The 16,482-nt window shown below is 71.5% G+C and carries 14 protein-coding genes; 9 read left to right on the forward strand and 5 right to left on the reverse strand.

Annotation, left to right across the window (positions count from 1 at the left end):
* Positions 1-3 precede the first annotated feature (3 nt).
* Together ACFV88_RS29330 and nuoN are read left to right on the forward strand one after the other, a co-directional pair.
* Positions 4-1,575 (forward strand): NADH-quinone oxidoreductase subunit M, encoded by a 1,572-nt coding sequence (locus ACFV88_RS29330; protein WP_385495001.1) that lies wholly within the window; start codon positions 4-6, stop codon positions 1,573-1,575.
* Positions 1,572-3,221, forward strand: coding sequence for an NADH-quinone oxidoreductase subunit NuoN (gene nuoN / locus ACFV88_RS29335; protein WP_385495003.1), 1,650 nt, complete (start codon positions 1,572-1,574; stop codon positions 3,219-3,221). The genes ACFV88_RS29330 and nuoN overlap by 4 nt, the downstream gene beginning before the upstream one ends.
* 90 nt (positions 3,222-3,311) lie before the next feature.
* On the opposite strand, the gene ACFV88_RS29340 is transcribed toward nuoN, so the two are convergent.
* The 3 genes from ACFV88_RS29340 to ACFV88_RS29350 form a co-directional block, all read right to left on the reverse strand.
* Positions 3,312-4,070: an SDR family NAD(P)-dependent oxidoreductase gene (locus ACFV88_RS29340; RefSeq protein WP_385495004.1), complete on the reverse strand. Its 759-nt coding sequence runs from the start codon at positions 4,068-4,070 to the stop codon at positions 3,312-3,314.
* Positions 4,067-5,449: an MFS transporter gene (locus ACFV88_RS29345; RefSeq protein WP_385495005.1), complete on the reverse strand. Its 1,383-nt coding sequence runs from the start codon at positions 5,447-5,449 to the stop codon at positions 4,067-4,069. Before ACFV88_RS29345 ends, ACFV88_RS29340 begins: the two co-directional genes overlap by 4 nt.
* Before the next feature lie 154 nt (positions 5,450-5,603).
* Positions 5,604-6,188: a TetR/AcrR family transcriptional regulator gene (locus ACFV88_RS29350; RefSeq protein WP_385495006.1), complete on the reverse strand. Its 585-nt coding sequence runs from the start codon at positions 6,186-6,188 to the stop codon at positions 5,604-5,606.
* Positions 6,189-6,411: 223 nt separating this feature from the next.
* On the opposite strand from ACFV88_RS29350, the gene recQ reads away from it, so the two are divergent.
* Positions 6,412-8,505, forward strand: coding sequence for a DNA helicase RecQ (gene recQ, locus ACFV88_RS29355; RefSeq protein WP_385495022.1), 2,094 nt, complete (start codon positions 6,412-6,414; stop codon positions 8,503-8,505).
* Between the two features lie 97 nt (positions 8,506-8,602).
* On the opposite strand, the gene fahA is transcribed toward recQ, so the two are convergent.
* Together fahA and ACFV88_RS29365 are read right to left on the reverse strand one after the other, a co-directional pair.
* On the reverse strand, positions 8,603-9,922 hold the full coding sequence (gene fahA / locus ACFV88_RS29360) for a fumarylacetoacetase (protein WP_385495008.1): 1,320 nt from the start codon (positions 9,920-9,922) through the stop codon (positions 8,603-8,605).
* Positions 9,923-10,121: 199 nt separating this feature from the next.
* Entirely contained in the window at positions 10,122-10,769 is a 648-nt protein-coding gene (locus ACFV88_RS29365; protein WP_385495009.1) for a TetR/AcrR family transcriptional regulator, read from the reverse strand.
* 121 nt (positions 10,770-10,890) lie between these two features.
* Here ACFV88_RS29365 and ACFV88_RS29370 point away from each other — a divergent pair, with 121 nt between their 5' ends.
* The 6 genes from ACFV88_RS29370 to ACFV88_RS29395 all read left to right on the forward strand — a co-directional run bounded on the left by ACFV88_RS29370 (position 10,891) and on the right by ACFV88_RS29395 (position 16,283).
* Entirely contained in the window at positions 10,891-11,439 is a 549-nt protein-coding gene (locus ACFV88_RS29370) for a dihydrofolate reductase family protein (RefSeq protein ID WP_385495010.1), read from the forward strand.
* Between the two features lie 39 nt (positions 11,440-11,478).
* The gene (locus ACFV88_RS29375; RefSeq protein WP_385495011.1) at positions 11,479-11,769 is read left to right on the forward strand and encodes a DUF4287 domain-containing protein; all 291 of its coding nucleotides are present in this window, start codon (positions 11,479-11,481) and stop codon (positions 11,767-11,769) included.
* A gap of 135 nt (positions 11,770-11,904) precedes the next feature.
* Positions 11,905-12,156 (forward strand): hypothetical protein, encoded by a 252-nt coding sequence (locus ACFV88_RS29380; protein WP_385495012.1) that lies wholly within the window; start codon positions 11,905-11,907, stop codon positions 12,154-12,156.
* Between the two features lie 96 nt (positions 12,157-12,252).
* Complete coding sequence (locus ACFV88_RS29385) at positions 12,253-13,128, forward strand: HAD family hydrolase (RefSeq protein WP_385495013.1); 876 nt, start codon at positions 12,253-12,255, stop codon at positions 13,126-13,128.
* Positions 13,129-13,733: 605 nt separating this feature from the next.
* Positions 13,734-14,744, forward strand: coding sequence for a polyprenyl synthetase family protein (locus ACFV88_RS29390; protein WP_385495015.1), 1,011 nt, complete (start codon positions 13,734-13,736; stop codon positions 14,742-14,744).
* A 264-nt stretch (positions 14,745-15,008) separates the two neighbouring features.
* Entirely contained in the window at positions 15,009-16,283 is a 1,275-nt protein-coding gene (locus ACFV88_RS29395) for an outer membrane lipoprotein carrier protein LolA (protein WP_385495016.1), read from the forward strand.
* The last annotated feature ends 199 nt before the right edge of the window (positions 16,284-16,482 follow it).

Here is a 16,482-nt window from a genome sequence, read left to right on the forward strand (position 1 = left end):
GCCATGTCCTTTCCCCTGCTCACCGCGACGGCGGTGCTCCCGGCGCTCGGTGCGATCGCCACCGCCGCCGTCCCCGCCGCCCGCCGCACCGCCGCCAAGTGGCTGGCGCTGCTCGTCTCGCTGGCCACCCTGGCCCTCGCGGTCGCCGTACTGGTCCGCTTCGAACCGGGCGGCGACCGCTACCAGCTCACCGAATCGCACTCCTGGATCAGCGACTTCGGGGTGCGCTACGAACTCGGGGTCGACGGCATCGCCGTGGTCCTCATCGCGCTCACCGCGCTGCTGATCCCGTTCATCATCCTCGCCGGCTGGCACGACGCCGACCCGCTGGAGACCCACAATTCCCGCTGGCGCCCGACCCAGGGCTTCTTCGCCCTGATCCTCGCCGTCGAGGCGATGGTGATCCTCTCCTTCGAGGCCACCGACGTCTTCCTCTTCTACATCTTCTTCGAAGCCATGCTCATCCCGATGTACTTCCTCATCGGCGGCTTCGGGGACCGGGCCCACGAGGGCGGCGACAAGGCCGCGGCCACCCAACGCTCCTACGCCGCGGTCAAGTTCCTGCTCTACAACCTCGCCGGCGGCCTCATCATGCTCGCCGCGGTGATCGGCCTCTACGTGGTCGCCGGGAGCTTCTCGCTCCAGGAGATCGCCGAGGCCCGCGCCAACGGCTCGCTGGAGATGGCGACCAGCACCGAACGCTGGCTGTTCCTGGGCTTCTTCTTCGCCTTCGCGGTGAAGGCGCCCCTGTGGCCGCTGCACACCTGGCTGCCCAACGCGATGGGCGAGTCCACCGCACCGGTCGCCGTGCTGATCACCGCCGTCGTCGACAAGGTCGGCACCTTCGCGATGCTCCGCTTCTGCCTGGGCCTGTTCCCCGAGGCGTCCCAGTGGGCCACGCCGGTGGTGATCGTGCTCGCCCTGATCAGCATCGTGTACGGGGCGCTGCTCGCGGTCGGCCAGCGCGACATCAAGCGCCTGATCGCGTACGCGTCGATCTCCCACTTCGGGTTCATCGTGCTCGGCATCTTCGCGATGACCTCCCAGGGTCAGAGCGGCGCCACGCTGTACATGGTCAACCACGGCATCTCGACGGCGGCCCTGATGCTCGTCGCCGGGTTCCTGATCACCCGGCGCGGCTCCCGGCTCATCGCCGACTACGGGGGAGTCCAGAAGGTCGCCCCGGTGCTCGCCGGGACCTTCCTGATCGGCGGGCTCGCCACCCTCTCGCTGCCCGGACTGGCCCCGTTCGTCAGTGAGTTCCTCGTCCTGGTCGGCACCTTCTCGCGCTATCCGGCCGCCGGGATCGTCGCGACCCTCGGCATCGTCCTGGCCGCGCTGTACGTGCTCGTCCTCTACCAGCGGACGATGACCGGCCCGGTCAAACCGGAAGTCGCGTCCATGCCCGACCTACGGGTGCGGGAACTCGTGGTCGTGACCCCGCTGATCGCCCTGCTGCTCTTCCTGGGCGTCTTCCCGAAGCCGCTCACGGACATCGTCAACCCGGCGGTCGAGCACACCATGTCCGACGTCCAGAAGAAGGACCCCCAGCCCGAGGTGGAGGCGGCCAAGTGAACGCATCAGCCGTCCACAGCCTGTGGACAACAGCGGCCGATCCCCTCAACAAGATCGACGCACCCAAGATCGAGTACGGGCAGCTCTCGCCCGTCCTGATCGTGATCGTCGCGGCGGTCCTCGGCATCCTCGTGGAAGCCGCGGTCCCGCGCAAAGCGCGCTACCACGCCCAACTCCTGCTGTCGGTGGGCGCCCTGGCCGCCGCCTTCGCCGCAGTGGTGGCCCTCGCCGCGAGCGGGTACGCCACCACCAAGGCGGGCATCGCCGCCATGGGCGCCATCGCGGTCGACGGCCCCGCCCTGTTCCTCCAGGGCGTCATCCTGCTGACCGGGATCGTCGCGGTCTTCACCTTCGCCGAACGGCGCCTGGACCCGGCCACCCACGGCAACCGCGTCGACTCCTTCGCCGCCCAGGGGGCCGCCGTCCCCGGCAGCGACAGCGAGAAGGCCGCGGTCCGCGCCGGGTTCACCACCACCGAGGTGTTCCCGCTCGCCCTGTTCGCGATCGGCGGGATGCTCGTCTTCCCCGCCGCGAACGACCTCCTGACGCTGTTCATCGCCCTGGAGGTCTTCTCGCTGCCGCTGTACCTGCTGTGCGCGCTGGCCCGCCGCAAGCGGCTCATCTCCCAGGAAGCGGCCGTCAAGTACTTCCTGCTCGGCGCCTTCGCCTCCGCCTTCACCCTCTTCGGCATCGCCCTGCTGTACGGGTACGCAGGCTCCGTGTCGTACGCCACCATCGCCCAGGTCGTCGACGGCACCGTCGCCGAGGTCACCCCGGCGCTCGCCGAGACCATGGGCAACGACGCCCTGCTGCTCGTCGGCGCGGCCATGCTGATCATGGGCCTGCTGTTCAAGGTCGGCGCGGTGCCGTTCCACATGTGGACCCCGGACGTCTACCAGGGCGCGCCGACCCCCGTCACCGGGTTCATGGCCGCGGCCACCAAGGTCGCCGCCTTCGGCGCGCTGCTGCGCGTGCTGTACGTGGTGCTGCCCGGGCTGCGCTGGGACTGGCGACCGGTGATGTGGGGCATCGCCATCCTCACCATGCTGGGCGGTGCGATCGTCGCGATCACCCAGACGGACATCAAGCGACTGCTCGCCTACTCGTCCATCGCGCACGCGGGATTCATCCTCGCGGGTGTCATCGCGGCCTCCCCGGAGGGCGTCTCCTCGGTGCTCTTCTACCTGGGCGCGTACTCCTTCGTGACCGTCGGCGCCTTCGCCGTGGTCACCCTGGTGCGCGACGCCGGCGGCGAGGCCACGCACCTGTCCAAATGGGCGGGGCTCGGCCGGCGCTCGCCCCTGGTCGCGGCGGTGTTCGCGGTGTTCCTGCTGGCCTTCGCCGGCATTCCGCTGACCTCCGGCTTCTCGGGCAAGTTCGCCGTCTTCAAGGCGGCGGCCGAAGGGGGCGCCGGGGCGCTGGTCGTGGTCGGTGTGCTGTCCTCCGCGATCGCCGCGTTCTTCTACATCCGGGTGATCGTGCTGATGTTCTTCAGCGAGCCGAACCCCGAGGGGCCGACCGTGGCGGTGCCCTCCGTGCTGACCTCCACGGCGATCGCCGTGGGCGTCGCGGTGACCCTGGTACTGGGCGTCGCCCCCCAGTACTTCCTCGACCTCGCAGGTCAGGCAGGGGTGTTCGTGCGCTGATCCACCCGGCGCGCACCGGCTCGACACCTCGACGGCCCGCCCCCCGGCGGGCCGTCGACGTGTTCCCGCCCGGTACGGCGCCGGGAACGGTCAGGCCGAGGAGCCGCTGTCGATGACCAGGTCGGCGCCGACCACCGAACCCGCCGCGGGCGAGGCGAGGTACAGCACCGCCTCCGCCACCTCCGCCGCCTGCGCGACCCGGCCCAGCGGGTTCTCCGTCTTCATCCGCTCGGCACGGTCCGCCGCCGTCTCGCCGGGCCGCAACGACATCGGGGCGTCCACGGCCCCGGGGCTCACCGCGACGATGCGGACGCCCTGGTGGATGTGGTCCAGCGCGGCGGCCCGGGTCAGCGCGGAGACCGCCGCCTTCGAGGTCAGGTACGCGGCGGCGTTCGGGATGCGCTGGTGGGCGCCCAGGTTGGAGGAGACGTTGACGATGGTGCCGCCGCCGTTCTCCCGCATGTGCGCGATCTCGTGCTTCATGGCCAGCCAGACACCGGTGACATTGGTCCGCAGCACCGCGTCCCAGTCCTCCTCGCTCACCTCCGCGACGGGCACGGTGCCGCGGAGTATCCCCGCGTTGTTGACCGCGACGTCCAGGGAGCCGAAGCGGTCGACGCTCTCCCGCACGAGGTTGCGGAGCCGGTCGGAGTCGGTGACGTCGACGGTGACGGCGGCGGCCGTGCCGCCGGCCGCCTCGATCAGGGCGACCGTCTCGTCCAGGGGCGCCGCGGTGCGCCCCGCAACGACCACGGACGCGCCCTCCGCGGCGAAGGCGAGCGCGACGGCGCGCCCGATGCCGGACCCCGCGCCGGTGACGAGGACGGTCTTGCCGGGGAAACGGTTCATTGCGGTGACTCCTTGGACGTGGTGGACAGTCGGGTGCGGTGGTTCAGGAGGGCGACGGCGGCGAGCGCGGTGCCCGTCGCGGCCAAGGACGCGGCGTCGTCGCCGAGCGCGAGCAGGAGCGCGAACAGGACGGTCGGGCCGAACTCCATCGCGGTGTTCAGCACGCCGCCCGCGAGCCCGCTCTGCTGCTCCGACACGCCTTCGGTGGCGAGCACCGCGGCCCCCGCGAAGGAGGCCCCCGCACCGGCTGACAACAGGACGAGGCCCGGCAGCAGCCCGTACCCGTAGGGGACGTGGGCGTCGGTCCCGGTGAGCGCGAGGAGGGCGAGGCCGACCGCGCCGGTGCCCAGCCCGGCGGCGGTGACGGTCCGGGCCCCGTACCGGTCGATGAGCGGTCCGGCCGCGCGACCCGCGGCGATCAGTGCGACGGCGAACGGGACGAACGCGGCCGAGGTGCGCAGCGGTGACCAGGCGCGCTCCTGCTGGAGGTGGAGCGAGAGGACCAGGAAGGTCAGTGAGGTTCCGCAGGCGCTCAGGGCGATGGCCGCGAGCGCGGCGGCCCGACGCCGGTCGAGCAGGAAGCTGGGCGGCAGCAGCGGGTCGCGGGCGCGGCGCTCGACGCACCAGAAGGCGACCAGGAGCGCGGTCCCGCCGAGCAGCGGCACGAGCACGCTGCCGGACGACCAGGGCAGGGTGTGGGTGACGACGAGCCCGTAACTGGTGGAGGTGATCCCCGCGGTGGCGAGCAGGGCGCCCGTCAGGTCGAGCGCCCGGCCCCGGCTCGGGGTGGTGTCGAGCGGCAATCGGGGGGCGAGAACGAGGGCCGCCACCGCCACCACGAGCGGTACGGCGAAGGTCCCGCGCCAGGACAGCAGGGTGGCGACGACGCCGGAGAGCAGGTTGCCCGCGGTCGCGCCGAGCACCGAGAGCCCGCCCCAGACGGCCATCGCCCTGCCGTACGCGGCGGCGGAGGGGAAGACGGTGCGCAGCACGGCCATGGCGGCGGGGGCGATCAGAGCCGCTCCCGCGCCCTGCACGAAGCGCGCGACGAGCAGGGTTCCCAGGCCGGGGGCGAGCAGGGCGGCGGCCGATGCGGCACCGAAGAGGGCCAGGCCCGCCGTGAGGGTCGGCCGCCCGCCGTAGCGGTCGGCGAGGCGTCCGCCCCAGAGCAGCAGCCCGGCGAAGGTCAGTCCGTAGGCGGCGTTGAGCAGGATCAAGTCGGCGTGTTGCAGGCCGAGTTCGCGCTCGATGAGGGGTAACGGTACGGAGATCGAGGTGAAGGTGAAGATCAGGGTGGCCTGGACGCTGCCGAGTAGGACGAAGGCGTATCGCTGCTGCTTCTGGTGGGTGGCGTGGTGGGCGGTGCCCGTGACGGTCATGTCCTCCCCCTAATTTTGACCGATCGGTCCATTATTCGGGCAGGGTGTGGGGTCTCCGTGACTGAGGTGGGTGTGAGGTGGCCGAGGTGACGTGAGGTGGGGCGGGGCGGAATGGGGTGAGGTGGGGCGGCGGGGGTGGCGTGGTCGGCGTGCTTCAGTCCAGCAGGGTCAGTGCCTGCTCGGCCGCGTCCCGCACCCGGGCCGGATTGTCCGACGCCTTGCCGACGATCCGCACGCCCTGGAGCATCACGAAGAGCAGCCGGGCCAGTGCCCGCGGATCACGGTCCGCGGGCAGCTCGCCCTGGGCCTGGGCCCGTACCAGCGCGGAGTGCAACGGGGTCTCGACGTGTTCCCAGCTGATCTCGACCCGGTGGGCCGCCGCGGCGTCGTGCGGTGCCAGCTCGGCCGCGGTGTTGGTGATGAAACAGCCGTTCCGTCGGGTCTCGGGGGCGGCGGCCTCCGCGGCGAAGCGCCGCACCACCGCCCGTACCGCCGGGAGGACGGGGCCCGGCTGCGACAGCTCGGCGAGGAATGGCGGGTCACGCAGCTCGACGTACCGGTCCATCGCCTTCAGGTACAGCTCGTGCTTGTTGCCGAAGGTCGCGTAGATGCTGGCGCGGCCGATGCCCAGGTGCTCGACGAGGTCCGTCATCGAGGTCGCCTCGTAGCCGCGCTGCCAGAACAGCTCAAGGGCTGACTGGAGGGCGGCGTCCGGATCGAATTCCTTGGTCCTGGCCACGGCGTGACCCTAGGGGTATCGGGAACGATCGGTCAATTATTGCTGGCCGGTGATCGGCCGGTGATCGGCCGGTGACCCGTGAACGGGTGAACGGGTAGTCGGGGATCGCGCGCTTCGGCCGGGTTGTGGATAACTCGTCATGCTGTCGGCGGGTGCGCCTATCGTGGGGTGCGTGGTCGAGGTGGACGAGGTGGACGGGGATCAGGTGACCGGGGTGACGGAGATGGCGGGGGCGGAAGCGACGGCCGTGGCGGAGCGTGAGCGCAGTGCTGCGCTGGACACGCTGCGGCGGGTGTTCGGGTACGAGGCGTTCCGCGGGGACCAGGAAGAGGTCATCGAACACGTGGTCGCCGGTGGCGACGCCGTGGTCCTCATGCCCACCGGCGGCGGCAAGTCGCTCTGCTACCAGATCCCGGCCCTGGTCAGACGGGGTACGGGCGTGGTGGTGTCGCCCCTGATCGCGCTGATGCAGGACCAGGTGGACGCGCTGCGCGCCCTCGGTGTCAGCGCCGGCTTCATCAACTCCACGCAGGACTTCGACGAGCGGCGGACGGTCGAGGCCCAGTTCGTCGCGGGCGAGCTGGACCTGCTGTACCTCGCTCCCGAGCGGCTGCGGCTGGAGTCCAGCCTCGATCTGCTGTCCCGCGGCGAGGTCTCGGTCTTCGCGATCGACGAGGCGCACTGCGTCGCCCAGTGGGGCCACGACTTCCGGCCCGACTACCTGGCGCTCTCCGTGCTCGGCGAGCGCTGGCCCGACGTCCCCCGGGTCGCCCTCACGGCCACGGCGACCGCCGCCACGCACCAGGAGATCACCGCACGGCTCGGCATGCCCCGGGCCAGGCACTTCGAGGCGAGTTTCGACCGGCCCAACATCCAGTACCGGATCGTGCCGAAGGCCGAGCAGCGCAAGCAGTTGCTGTCCTTCCTCCAGCGGGAGCACGCGGGCGACGCGGGCATCGTGTACTGCCTGTCACGCGCGTCGGTGGAGAAGACGGCGGAGTTCCTGGTGCGCAACGGCATCGCCGCCGTCCCGTACCACGCGGGTCTCGACGCCCGCACCCGCGCCGATCACCAGTCCCGCTTCCTGCGCGAGGACGGTCTGGTCGTCGTGGCGACGATCGCCTTCGGCATGGGCATTGACAAGCCCGACGTCCGGTTCGTCGCCCACCTCGACCTGCCGAAGTCCGTCGAGGGCTACTACCAGGAGACGGGACGCGCGGGCCGGGACGGGCTGCCGTCCACGGCCTGGATGGCGTACGGGCTCAACGACGTGGTCCAGCAGCGCCGGATGATCCAGTCGGGCGACGGCGACGAGGCGTTCCGGCGCCGGGCCGGGGCCCACCTGGACGCGATGCTGGCGCTGTGCGAGACCGTGGAGTGCCGCCGGGCGCGACTGCTGCGGTACTTCGGCCAGGAACCCGAGCAGGAGAGCTGCGGCAACTGCGACACCTGCCAGACCCCGGCCGAGACCTGGGACGGCACGGTGGCCGCGCAGAAGGTGCTGTCGACCATCGTCCGGCTGGACCGCGAGCGGCGGCAGAAGTTCGGGGCCGTCCACCTGGTCGACATCCTGCGGGGGCGCCGGACGGCCAAGGTCATCCAGTTCGACCACGACCAGCTCTCGGTGTTCGGCATCGGCGAGGACCTGAGCGAGGCCGAGTGGCGCGGGGTCATGCGGCAGCTGCTGGCCATGGAACTCATCGGGGTCGAGGGCGAGTACAGCACCCTGGTGCTCACCGAGGGGAGCGGGCCGGTGCTGCGCGGGGAGCGCAAGGTGCCCCTGCGCAAGGAGCCCGAGCGGCCCACCTCCCGTCCGGCCCGGGCGCCGGCGGGCGAACGCAAGGCGAAGGCCCCCGTCGACCTGGCCCCCGAGCTGCTGCCGGTCTTCGAGGCACTGCGCGCCTGGCGGGCCGAGCAGGCGCGGGAGCAGGGCGTGCCGGCGTACGTCATCTTCCACGACGCCACCCTGCGGGAGATCGTGGCGCTCGCCCCCGCGACCGTCGCGGAGCTCGGCTCGGTGGGCGGCGTGGGCGAGAAGAAGCTCGCGACCTACGGCGAGGGCGTGCTCGGTGTCCTGGCGGCGACGGGCGCGGGCGGGTCCACCGGCTCGGATGCGTCCACCGGCTCGGGTGCGTCGGACGGCGGGGCTTCGTCGGCCCCGGCTGCCTCCGCCTCGCCGGCTCCGGACACCGGTGGTGCGCCGTCGGGCGCGCGGACCGCCACGCGGGCCCCCGGCCGGGAAGCCGTCGCCTCGGCCGCGGACGACGCGTTCGACTGGAGCGCCGAGCCGGAGGAGCCGGACGACCTCGGCTGGTGACCGCCCGGGTGATCGTCCGGGCGGCTGATCGCCCGGTCGGCCGCCCGGCGGGGCGCGCTGCTCCCGTCCGCCGCGCGGCCGAGCCGGTGGCAGCCGTTCAGCCGCTCGCGACGACCCGTCCGTGCACCTCGCCGAGGCCGACCCGGACGCCGTCCGGACCCGGGGCCCAGGCGGTGAGGGTCACCTCGTCCTTGTCCCGTAGGAAGGTGCGCGGGCCGTCGGGGAGGTCCAGTGCGTCCCGCCCGTTCCAGGTGAGCTCCAGCAGGGAGCCGCGCTGGTCCGGCCGGGGGCCGCTGACGGTCCCGGAACCGTAGAGGTCGCCGGTGCGCAGCGAGGCGCCGTTCACCGTCATGTGGGCGAGCTGCTGCGCGGCCGTCCAGTACATCGTGGCGAAGGGCGGTTCGGCGACGGTCCGGCCGTTGATCGCGACGCTGATGCGCAGGTCGTAGCCGCCGGGCTCCTGACCGCCCGGCTCGCCGGACGCCTCGGGGGAGTCGTCCAGGTACGGCAGCAGTGCGTGGGTGCGCGGCGGCGGGGCGGTCCGGGCGTCGTCGAGGGCGTCGAGGGGGGTGATCCAGGCGGCGACCGAGGTGGCGAAGGACTTGCCCAGGAACGGGCCGAGCGGCACGTACTCCCATGCCTGGAGGTCCCGCGCCGACCAGTCGTTGAGCAGGCACAGCCCGAAGACGTGCTCGCGGAAGTCCCCGAGGGCGACCGGGGAACCCTGTGCGGAGGGGACGCCGACCACGAATCCGACCTCGGCCTCGATGTCGAGCTTCACCGAGGGCCCGAACACCGGCGCCGGATCGTCGGGACCCTTGCGCTGCCCCTGCGGCCGGACCACGTCGGTCCCGGACACGACCACGGTGCCCGACCTGCCGTGGTAACCGATCGGGAGGTGCTTCCAGTTGGGCGTCAGGGAGTCCTCGGCGTCGGGGCGGAAGATCTGTCCGACGTTGCGCGCGTGGTTCTCGGACGCGTAGAAGTCGACATAGTCCGCCACCTCGAACGGCAGGTGCAACGTCACCTCGGACAGCGGGTACAGCAGCGGTCGTACGGTCTCCCGGTGCGCCGGCACGGTCACCCACGCGGTCAGCGCGCGCCGCACGTCGCTCCAGGCGGTGCGACCGGCCGCGAGCAGCGGGTTGAGGGTGGGCCGCGCGAGCAGCGACACGTAGGGCGAACCGAGCGCCGCGGCGACCGCCCCGGCGTCGAGGACGTGGCTCCCGAGGCGCACGCCGACCCGGCGTGCGTCCGGGGTGCCGGCAGCTCCCGGGGCGGTGGGGGAGGTGTCCGGGGCGGGCAGGGAGAAGACACCGTACGGAAGGTTGTGCGGACCGAAGGGGTCACCCGCGGCGAGGTCGAGGGGGTCGCCCTGGGGACGGTCGAGCGGGGTGTGCTCGTGGGGGTCGGGCATCGCTACTGCCTCACTTTCCGTGTGGTTGGGGCACACGTTACGTCCCCGTGGTGGTGCGGGGGCAGGGACGGAAGGGCTCGCCGTGCCCGAGGCTGTGCGCCCGACCAGCGCCCGACCCACACCACCCCGCGCGACGGGCAGGGCCCGGCCCAGCGACCCGCAGGGCCCGGCCGTCTACCGACCCGCAGGGCCCGGCCGTCTACCGATCCGCCTGTGCGGCCTCTCGATCCGCATAGGCGGCGAGGAACACGCGGACCCCTTCATCGGCCAGCCGTTCGAGTTCGGCCCGGTTCTGGATGTCGTCGCGGCTGAAGAACATGGCGCGGTCCATGGGGATGGCCAGGATGAGCCAGGCGAAGTGACGTGCGGCGAGCAGCGGATCGTTCAACCGCAGCAGCCCGCGTGCCGCGAGGTGCTCGAAGCAGGCCGCCAGAGCGGCGATGGTCCGCTCGGGCGCGCGCCGGTAGTAGTCGGCCGCCACCTCGGGGAAGTGGTCGGCCTCCGCGACGAGCAGCCTGCGCAGTTGCAGCCCCCGGGGCTCGACGACGGTGGTGATGTAGCGCCGGGCGAGCTCGGTCAGGTCCCCGTCGAGGTCGTCGGTGTCGCGCAGGGCGTTGACGACCTCGACGAACGGGCCGACCTTGCTGCTGGCGTTGGTGATGATGGCGGAGAACAGCGTCTCCTTGTCCGTGAACTGCTTGTACACGGTCTGTTTGGACACTGCGGCCGTGGCGGCGATCTCGTCCATGCTGGCGCCTGGGTAGCCCTTGCGCAGGAACAACTCGGTGGCCGCCTCCATGATCGCCTTGCGCTTGCGGGCCGAGCGACCGTCCTCGGGTCCTTGCATGTCCGCCTCCTTGGCATCCTCGGAATAGTACTGGACTGTTCAGTACTCGCGTGAGTACTGTACGGTCCAGTACTGGAGCCGGGGTCGACCCGGATGCCATCGCCAACGGAGGGAACGGGTCATGACGACCACGGGGCGCAAGATCGCAGCGGGGCTGTTCGTGTCGCTGGACGGAGTGGTGGAAGCGCCGGAGCAGTGGCACTTTCCTTACCTGGACGAGGAGATGGGCGCGGCTCTCGCCCAGCTTCAGGCCGAAGCGGACACCCTGCTGATGGGGCGTCTGACCTACGAGACGTTCGCCGCGGCCTGGCCGAAGCGCACCGGCCCGATGGCGGACGCGCTGAACGGCATCCGCAAGCTGGTCGCCTCGACCACCCTGAACGAGGCGGACTGGAACAACACCACCGTCATCGACGGCGACGTCATCGCCTTCCTCAAGGACCTCAAGCAGCAGCCCGGTGGGAACATCAACCTCTCCGGCAGCATCAGCCTGACCCGAACCCTCCTGGAGGCGGGTCTCCTGGACGAACTGCGGCTCATGGTGCACCCGATCGTGCTCGGCGCCGGCATGCGCCTGTTCCCCGACGGCGCGGGCCGGGTCCCCCTGCGCCTCACCGCCTCGAAGACCTTCTCCACCGGTGTGCTGGACCTGACCTACCAGCCCGCCTGACCTGCCTGCCCTTCACCTTCGACCATCGGAGAGGATCACATGTCGTTTCAGGCTTACCTGGACACCATCGAGACCAAGACCGGACTGACCCCCCGCGCCTTCATCGCACTGGCGCAGGAGCGTGGCTTCGACGACCCGTCCACCAAGGCGGGAGCGATCCTCGTGTGGCTCAAGGAGGACTACGGCCTGGGGCGCGGTCACGGCATGGCCCTGGTTCACGTGATCAAGAACGGCCCTCGCATCGACGCGAAGCACGTCGGTACGACCGGCTCGCACCGCGACGACTCCGACACCCTCTGGCTCGACGGCAAGGCGACGCGCCCCTCCTGAGGCGGCTTCGTGTCCGACTCGGGGCGGTAAGCCGTGAAGGCGGTGGGACACGCCGGCCGTAGGCGTCCGGCAAGAAGTGCCGCGAGAGCGGCGAGCTTCCGGGCGCCTACGGCCGGCGTTGTTCTGGCCTGGCGCGTGCGTCGACAGGTCGGCGCCCCGGCCGCCGCCGACGGGCCGTATCCGGAGGCCGAGGAGCGCATCGCCAGCTCCTGCCCGCCGGGCTGCGAGAGTCTTGAGCGGGCGGCGCGGATCGCCGCCGAGCTGCCGTTCGCCGGTGCGGAGCCGCAGCCGGTGACCCAAGACCGTCCTCGCACAGACGGGCGCATGGAGAGCTTCGTACGCAGGGGTGTTCGGGAGCGGGCCGCGCCGGGGCCGGACGGAGCCTGAAATACCGTCAGACTCCATTACCGCACCGACCCCCTCTCGGTCATCTCCTGGCCGCTGTCGGCCCGTTGGGCGTGCGGCGTCCGTATTCTCGGGATCATGCCCGCACTTGCACTCGCCCTCATCGCCACCGATCTCGACGGCACCCTGCTGCGCGACGACGACTCCCTCTCGCCGCGCACCCGCGCCGCCCTGTCCCTTGCCGTCGCGGCGGGCGCGACGCACATCGTGGCCACCGGCCGGCCCGTTCCGCAGGTCGTGCCGGTCCTGCGCGGACTGGGTCACCAGGGGCTCGCGGTGTGCGGTCAGGGCGCCCAGCTCTACGACGCCGGCACCGGGCGGATCGTCTGGTCGGTCACGCTCGACCGGGAGATCGCCGAGGTCGCACTCGGCAAGATCGAAGCGGAGGTCGGCTCCGTGTACGCGGCGGTCAATCAGGACGGCACGGACGGGCTGATGCTCATGGAGCCCGGCTTCACGGTCACCCACCCGACCCTGTCGGGGGAGCGCGCCCGGCACCGCGACGAGCTGTGGTCCCGACCGCTGACCAAGGTGCTGATCCACCGCCCCGGACTCCCCGAGGACGCGCTGGCCGCCGCGGCCCGCGCGGTCGTCGGCGACCTCGTCACCATCACGATGGCGGGCCCCGGCGCGGTGGAGCTCCAGCCGTTCGGCATCACCAAGGCCACCGCTCTGGCGCGGGCCGCCGCGCTGCTCGGCGTCGGTCCGGCGGCGACCCTCGCCTTCGGCGACATGCCCAACGACATTCCCATGTTCCTGTGGTCGGCCCACGGGGTCGCCATGGCCAATGCGCACGAGGACCTCAAGGCCGTCGCCGACGAGATCACCGTGTCCAATGAGGACGACGGGGTCGCGGTGGTGCTGGAGCGGCTCTACGGGGCGGCGCCGGGGCTCCGGGCGGGGATCGTGAGTCAGGCCCGTCCGCGGGCCCGGGCGGGGCGCGCCCGGCCCTGAGCGGGGTCGGTGGGCCGGGGCGCTTGTCCCTGGGCGGGTGCGTTCCGCTGCGCGTACGTCCCGCTGCGAGTGCGGTTCCGCTGCGCGTGCGTGGTTCCTGTGGGGTGCGCTTCGGGTTCGCGCAGTTCCCCGCGCCCCTTGATCGAGTGCGTCCACCTTCCGGTGCGTTGTCCCTGGGCGGGAGCGCTGCCCTGATCGGGTACGTCCCGCTGCGCGTGCGCGGTTCCTGTCCGGTGCGCTGAGGGTTCGCGCAGTTCCCCGCGCCCCTGATGGGGTGCGTCCACCTTCCGGTCCCTGATGGGGTGCGTGCATTTTCCGGTGGGCTGTTCCTGGGCGGGGGTGGTGGTCGAGACGTTGCGCGGGGATGGGAACCTTGTCCCGGAGCTGGCTTTTCCTGCCTTTCGGTGGTTTCTCCTCTATCTCGGGTGAAATCAGATGAGCTGATCAAAAACGCGGCAACGTCGATCGCGTGCCGACCGCCATGGGCGGGCGGGGGCTCACAGTGATCGAAAGGGGACCGGATACGCTGACTTGAGTGAGGGCAGCGACACATCGACCAGCCATGTGTACGACCTAGTGATCGTCAGCAGACAGGAGACCCCCTCGTGACCGTCGTCGGGCCTTTCGGGCTGAGCGTGCGGGACCAGGCTCTCGAAGCCGATGTCCAGGCCGGATTGGCTGCTGTCGAGGAGGGGCTGCTCGACGCCACCAAGAGCGAGGTGCCCTTCATCACGGGGGCGGCCCAGCACCTGGTCCGTGCCGGGGGCAAGCGGTTCCGTCCCCTGTTGGCACTGCTGGCGGCCCAGTTCGGCGATCCCGACTCGCCCGGGGTGGTGCCCGCGGCCGTCGTCGTCGAGCTGACGCACCTGGCGACGCTGTACCACGACGACGTGATGGACGAGGCAGACGTCCGGCGCGGGGTGCCCAGCGCGAACAACCGCTGGGACAACTCGGTGGCCGTCCTGACCGGCGACTTCCTGTTCGCGCGCGCCTCGCACATCCTGGCCGACCTGGGGCCGGAGGCCGTCCGCATCCAGGCCGAGGCGTTCGAGCGACTGGTCACCGGGCAGATCCTGGAGACCGCGGGCCCCCAGGACGGGCGCGACCCGGTGGCGCACTACCTCGACGTGATCGGCGGCAAGACCGGCTCCCTGATCGCCGTGGCCGGCCGCTTCGGCGCGATGATGTCCGGGGCCGACGAGACGGTCGTGACCGTGCTGACGCAGTACGGCGAACGGCTCGGCATCGCCTTCCAGCTCGCGGACGACGTCCTGGACATCGCCTCCGACTCGCACGAGTCGGGCAAGACGCCGGGGACCGACCTGCGCGAGGGCATCCCCACCCTGCCCGTGCTGCGGCTCCGGGAGCGCGCGGAACGACTCGGCGACCCGGACGACCTCGCCCTGTGCGAACTCCTCGCCTCCGACCTGAGCGATGACGCCCGGCACCGGGAGGCCCTGACCCGGTTGCGGGCGCATCCCGCGCTGGAGCAGGCCCGCAAGGACACCGTGCGCTACGCCGAGGACGCGCGCGCCGCCCTGGACCCGCTACCCGAGTGCGATGCCAAGGCCGCGCTGGTCGAACTGTGTGACGCCGTGGTGCACCGCGCCGGTTGAGTCTCCCGGCGCTGTCCCTGCGGCCCGGCCCTCCTCGATCCGGCCCCCGATCCGGACCATCCCCTACGGGAGGGGTAAGCGTTCCCGCACTCATGTCATACCCGGGCAGTACGTGAAGTTGGCTCCGAGGTCTGACGCCCCACCGCCTCCGGTTTGGTGTCATGGAGGAAGACCACTCCTGAGCAGTTCGAGTGAGAATGGCGGCGCGGGGTGGACCCAAGAGGGATACGGAAGGTCGCCGCCGACCACGGAGGTAGGGCACACATGGCACCGTACGAATCCAACAAGACTTCCGGCGCGGACAACGAGCCGGGCGCACGCCCGGCACGCCCCCGCGCGGGACGCCGCCGGGCGGCCCGGTACGCCGTCCCGGTGACGGTCGTGGGAGTGGCGGCGGCGACCATAGGCCTGGTCCCCGCGCTCGCCGACTCGGGCGATCCGGACCTGCCGAAGATCAGCGCCCAGCAGCTCATCGAGAAGATCGCCGCCTCGGACACCGAGCAGCTGTCCGGCACGGTGAAGATCAGCACCGATCTGGGACTGCCCGACTTCGGTGACGCGCTGAGCTCCTTCGTGCCGGAGGCCGGGGAAGGCGGCAGCGGTTCGGCGGACCCGCAGTCCAAGCTGATGGAACTCGCCTCGGGCACGCACACGCTGCGCGTCGCGGCCGACGGCCCCGAGCGGACCAAGCTGTCGATCCTGGGCAAGGGCTCCGAGTACAGCCTCATCCAGAACGAGGGTGACGTCTGGGCCTACGACAGCGGCTCCAACCAGGTCTTCCACGCGAAGGACGTCACCGCGGGCGCCCCCGGCGAGGACGCCCCGAAGCGTGGTGCGGACGTGCCCGCCACGCCGAAGGAGTTCGCCGACGAGGTGCTCAAGGCGGCCGGCGACACCACGTCGGTCACGGTGGACGGCAGCTCCCGGGTCGCCGGGCGGGACGCCTACAAGCTCGTCCTCAAGCCGAAGCAGGCCGGTTCCACGGTCGGTTCGGTGCAGATCGCGGTGGACGCGAAGACCGGCGTCCCGCTGAAGTTCACGCTGGTGCCCGCATCCGGGGGCAGCGCGATCGTCGACGTCAGCTTCACCAAGGTCGACTTCGCCAAGCCCGCGGCCTCGACGTTCGACTTCACCCCGCCGAAGGGGGCCGAGGTCACCGAGGCGGACGACCTGGCGGACGCCAAGAACGACAAGGGCTCAAAGGACCTGGGCCGGTTCGACGGCTTCGGGCTGCCCGGCCTCGGCAGTGCCCAGAGCGGCGCGGGGTCGAAGACCCTCGGTGAGGGCTGGAGCACCATCGCCCGGATCGGTGAGCCCGGCGGGTCCGCCGCGTCCGGCGAGTCCGGCCGGGGAGACGAAGGGGCGGGCGCGGCCCAGCAGTTCCTCGACTCCCTCGGGGACAAGGTCTCCGGTTCCTTCGGTTCGGGGACGGTGTACTCCACGCGTCTGATCAACGCCCTGGTGACGGACGACGGCACGGTGTACGTCGGTGCCGTGACGAAGGACGCGCTGGTCAAGGCGGCCAACAGCGACGGCTAGGCCGCAACGTCCGGGGGCGGGCCGGGGCGGGGCGCGAGCGCTGCGCCGCAACCCGCCCCCGCAAGAGGGTGCACCGTTCCCGGGGCCGGCCGGGGTGCGGGACGGTCTCAGAAAGTGTTGGGTAACTGATCAGTCGCATCCTGTGATGTGCTGGTGGTGATCTCCATGGTTGACGCTTGCGTGAAGATCACCGTCATGT

This window comes from Streptomyces sp. NPDC059816 (assembly GCF_042732055.1).
In the GTDB taxonomy this organism is placed as follows: Bacteria; Actinomycetota; Actinomycetes; order Streptomycetales; family Streptomycetaceae; genus Streptomyces.

Bases quoted from the DNA above. Each gene is read 5' to 3' on its own strand.
- ACFV88_RS29330 (WP_385495001.1), top strand. From the start codon at position 4: ATGTCCTTTCCCCTGCTCACCGCGACGGCGGTGCTCCCGGCGCTCGGT.
- ACFV88_RS29340 (WP_385495004.1), bottom strand. From the start codon at position 4,070: ATGAACCGTTTCCCCGGCAAGACCGTCCTCGTCACCGGCGCGGGGTCC.
- ACFV88_RS29345 (WP_385495005.1), bottom strand. From the start codon at position 5,449: ATGACCGTCACGGGCACCGCCCACCACGCCACCCACCAGAAGCAGCAG.
- recQ (WP_385495022.1), top strand. From the start codon at position 6,412: ATGGCGGGGGCGGAAGCGACGGCCGTGGCGGAGCGTGAGCGCAGTGCT.
- fahA (WP_385495008.1), bottom strand. From the start codon at position 9,922: ATGCCCGACCCCCACGAGCACACCCCGCTCGACCGTCCCCAGGGCGAC.
- ACFV88_RS29365 (WP_385495009.1), bottom strand. From the start codon at position 10,769: ATGCAAGGACCCGAGGACGGTCGCTCGGCCCGCAAGCGCAAGGCGATC.
- ACFV88_RS29370 (WP_385495010.1), top strand. From the start codon at position 10,891: ATGACGACCACGGGGCGCAAGATCGCAGCGGGGCTGTTCGTGTCGCTG.
- ACFV88_RS29375 (WP_385495011.1), top strand. From the start codon at position 11,479: ATGTCGTTTCAGGCTTACCTGGACACCATCGAGACCAAGACCGGACTG.
- ACFV88_RS29385 (WP_385495013.1), top strand. From the start codon at position 12,253: ATGCCCGCACTTGCACTCGCCCTCATCGCCACCGATCTCGACGGCACC.
- ACFV88_RS29395 (WP_385495016.1), top strand. From the start codon at position 15,009: ATGGCACCGTACGAATCCAACAAGACTTCCGGCGCGGACAACGAGCCG.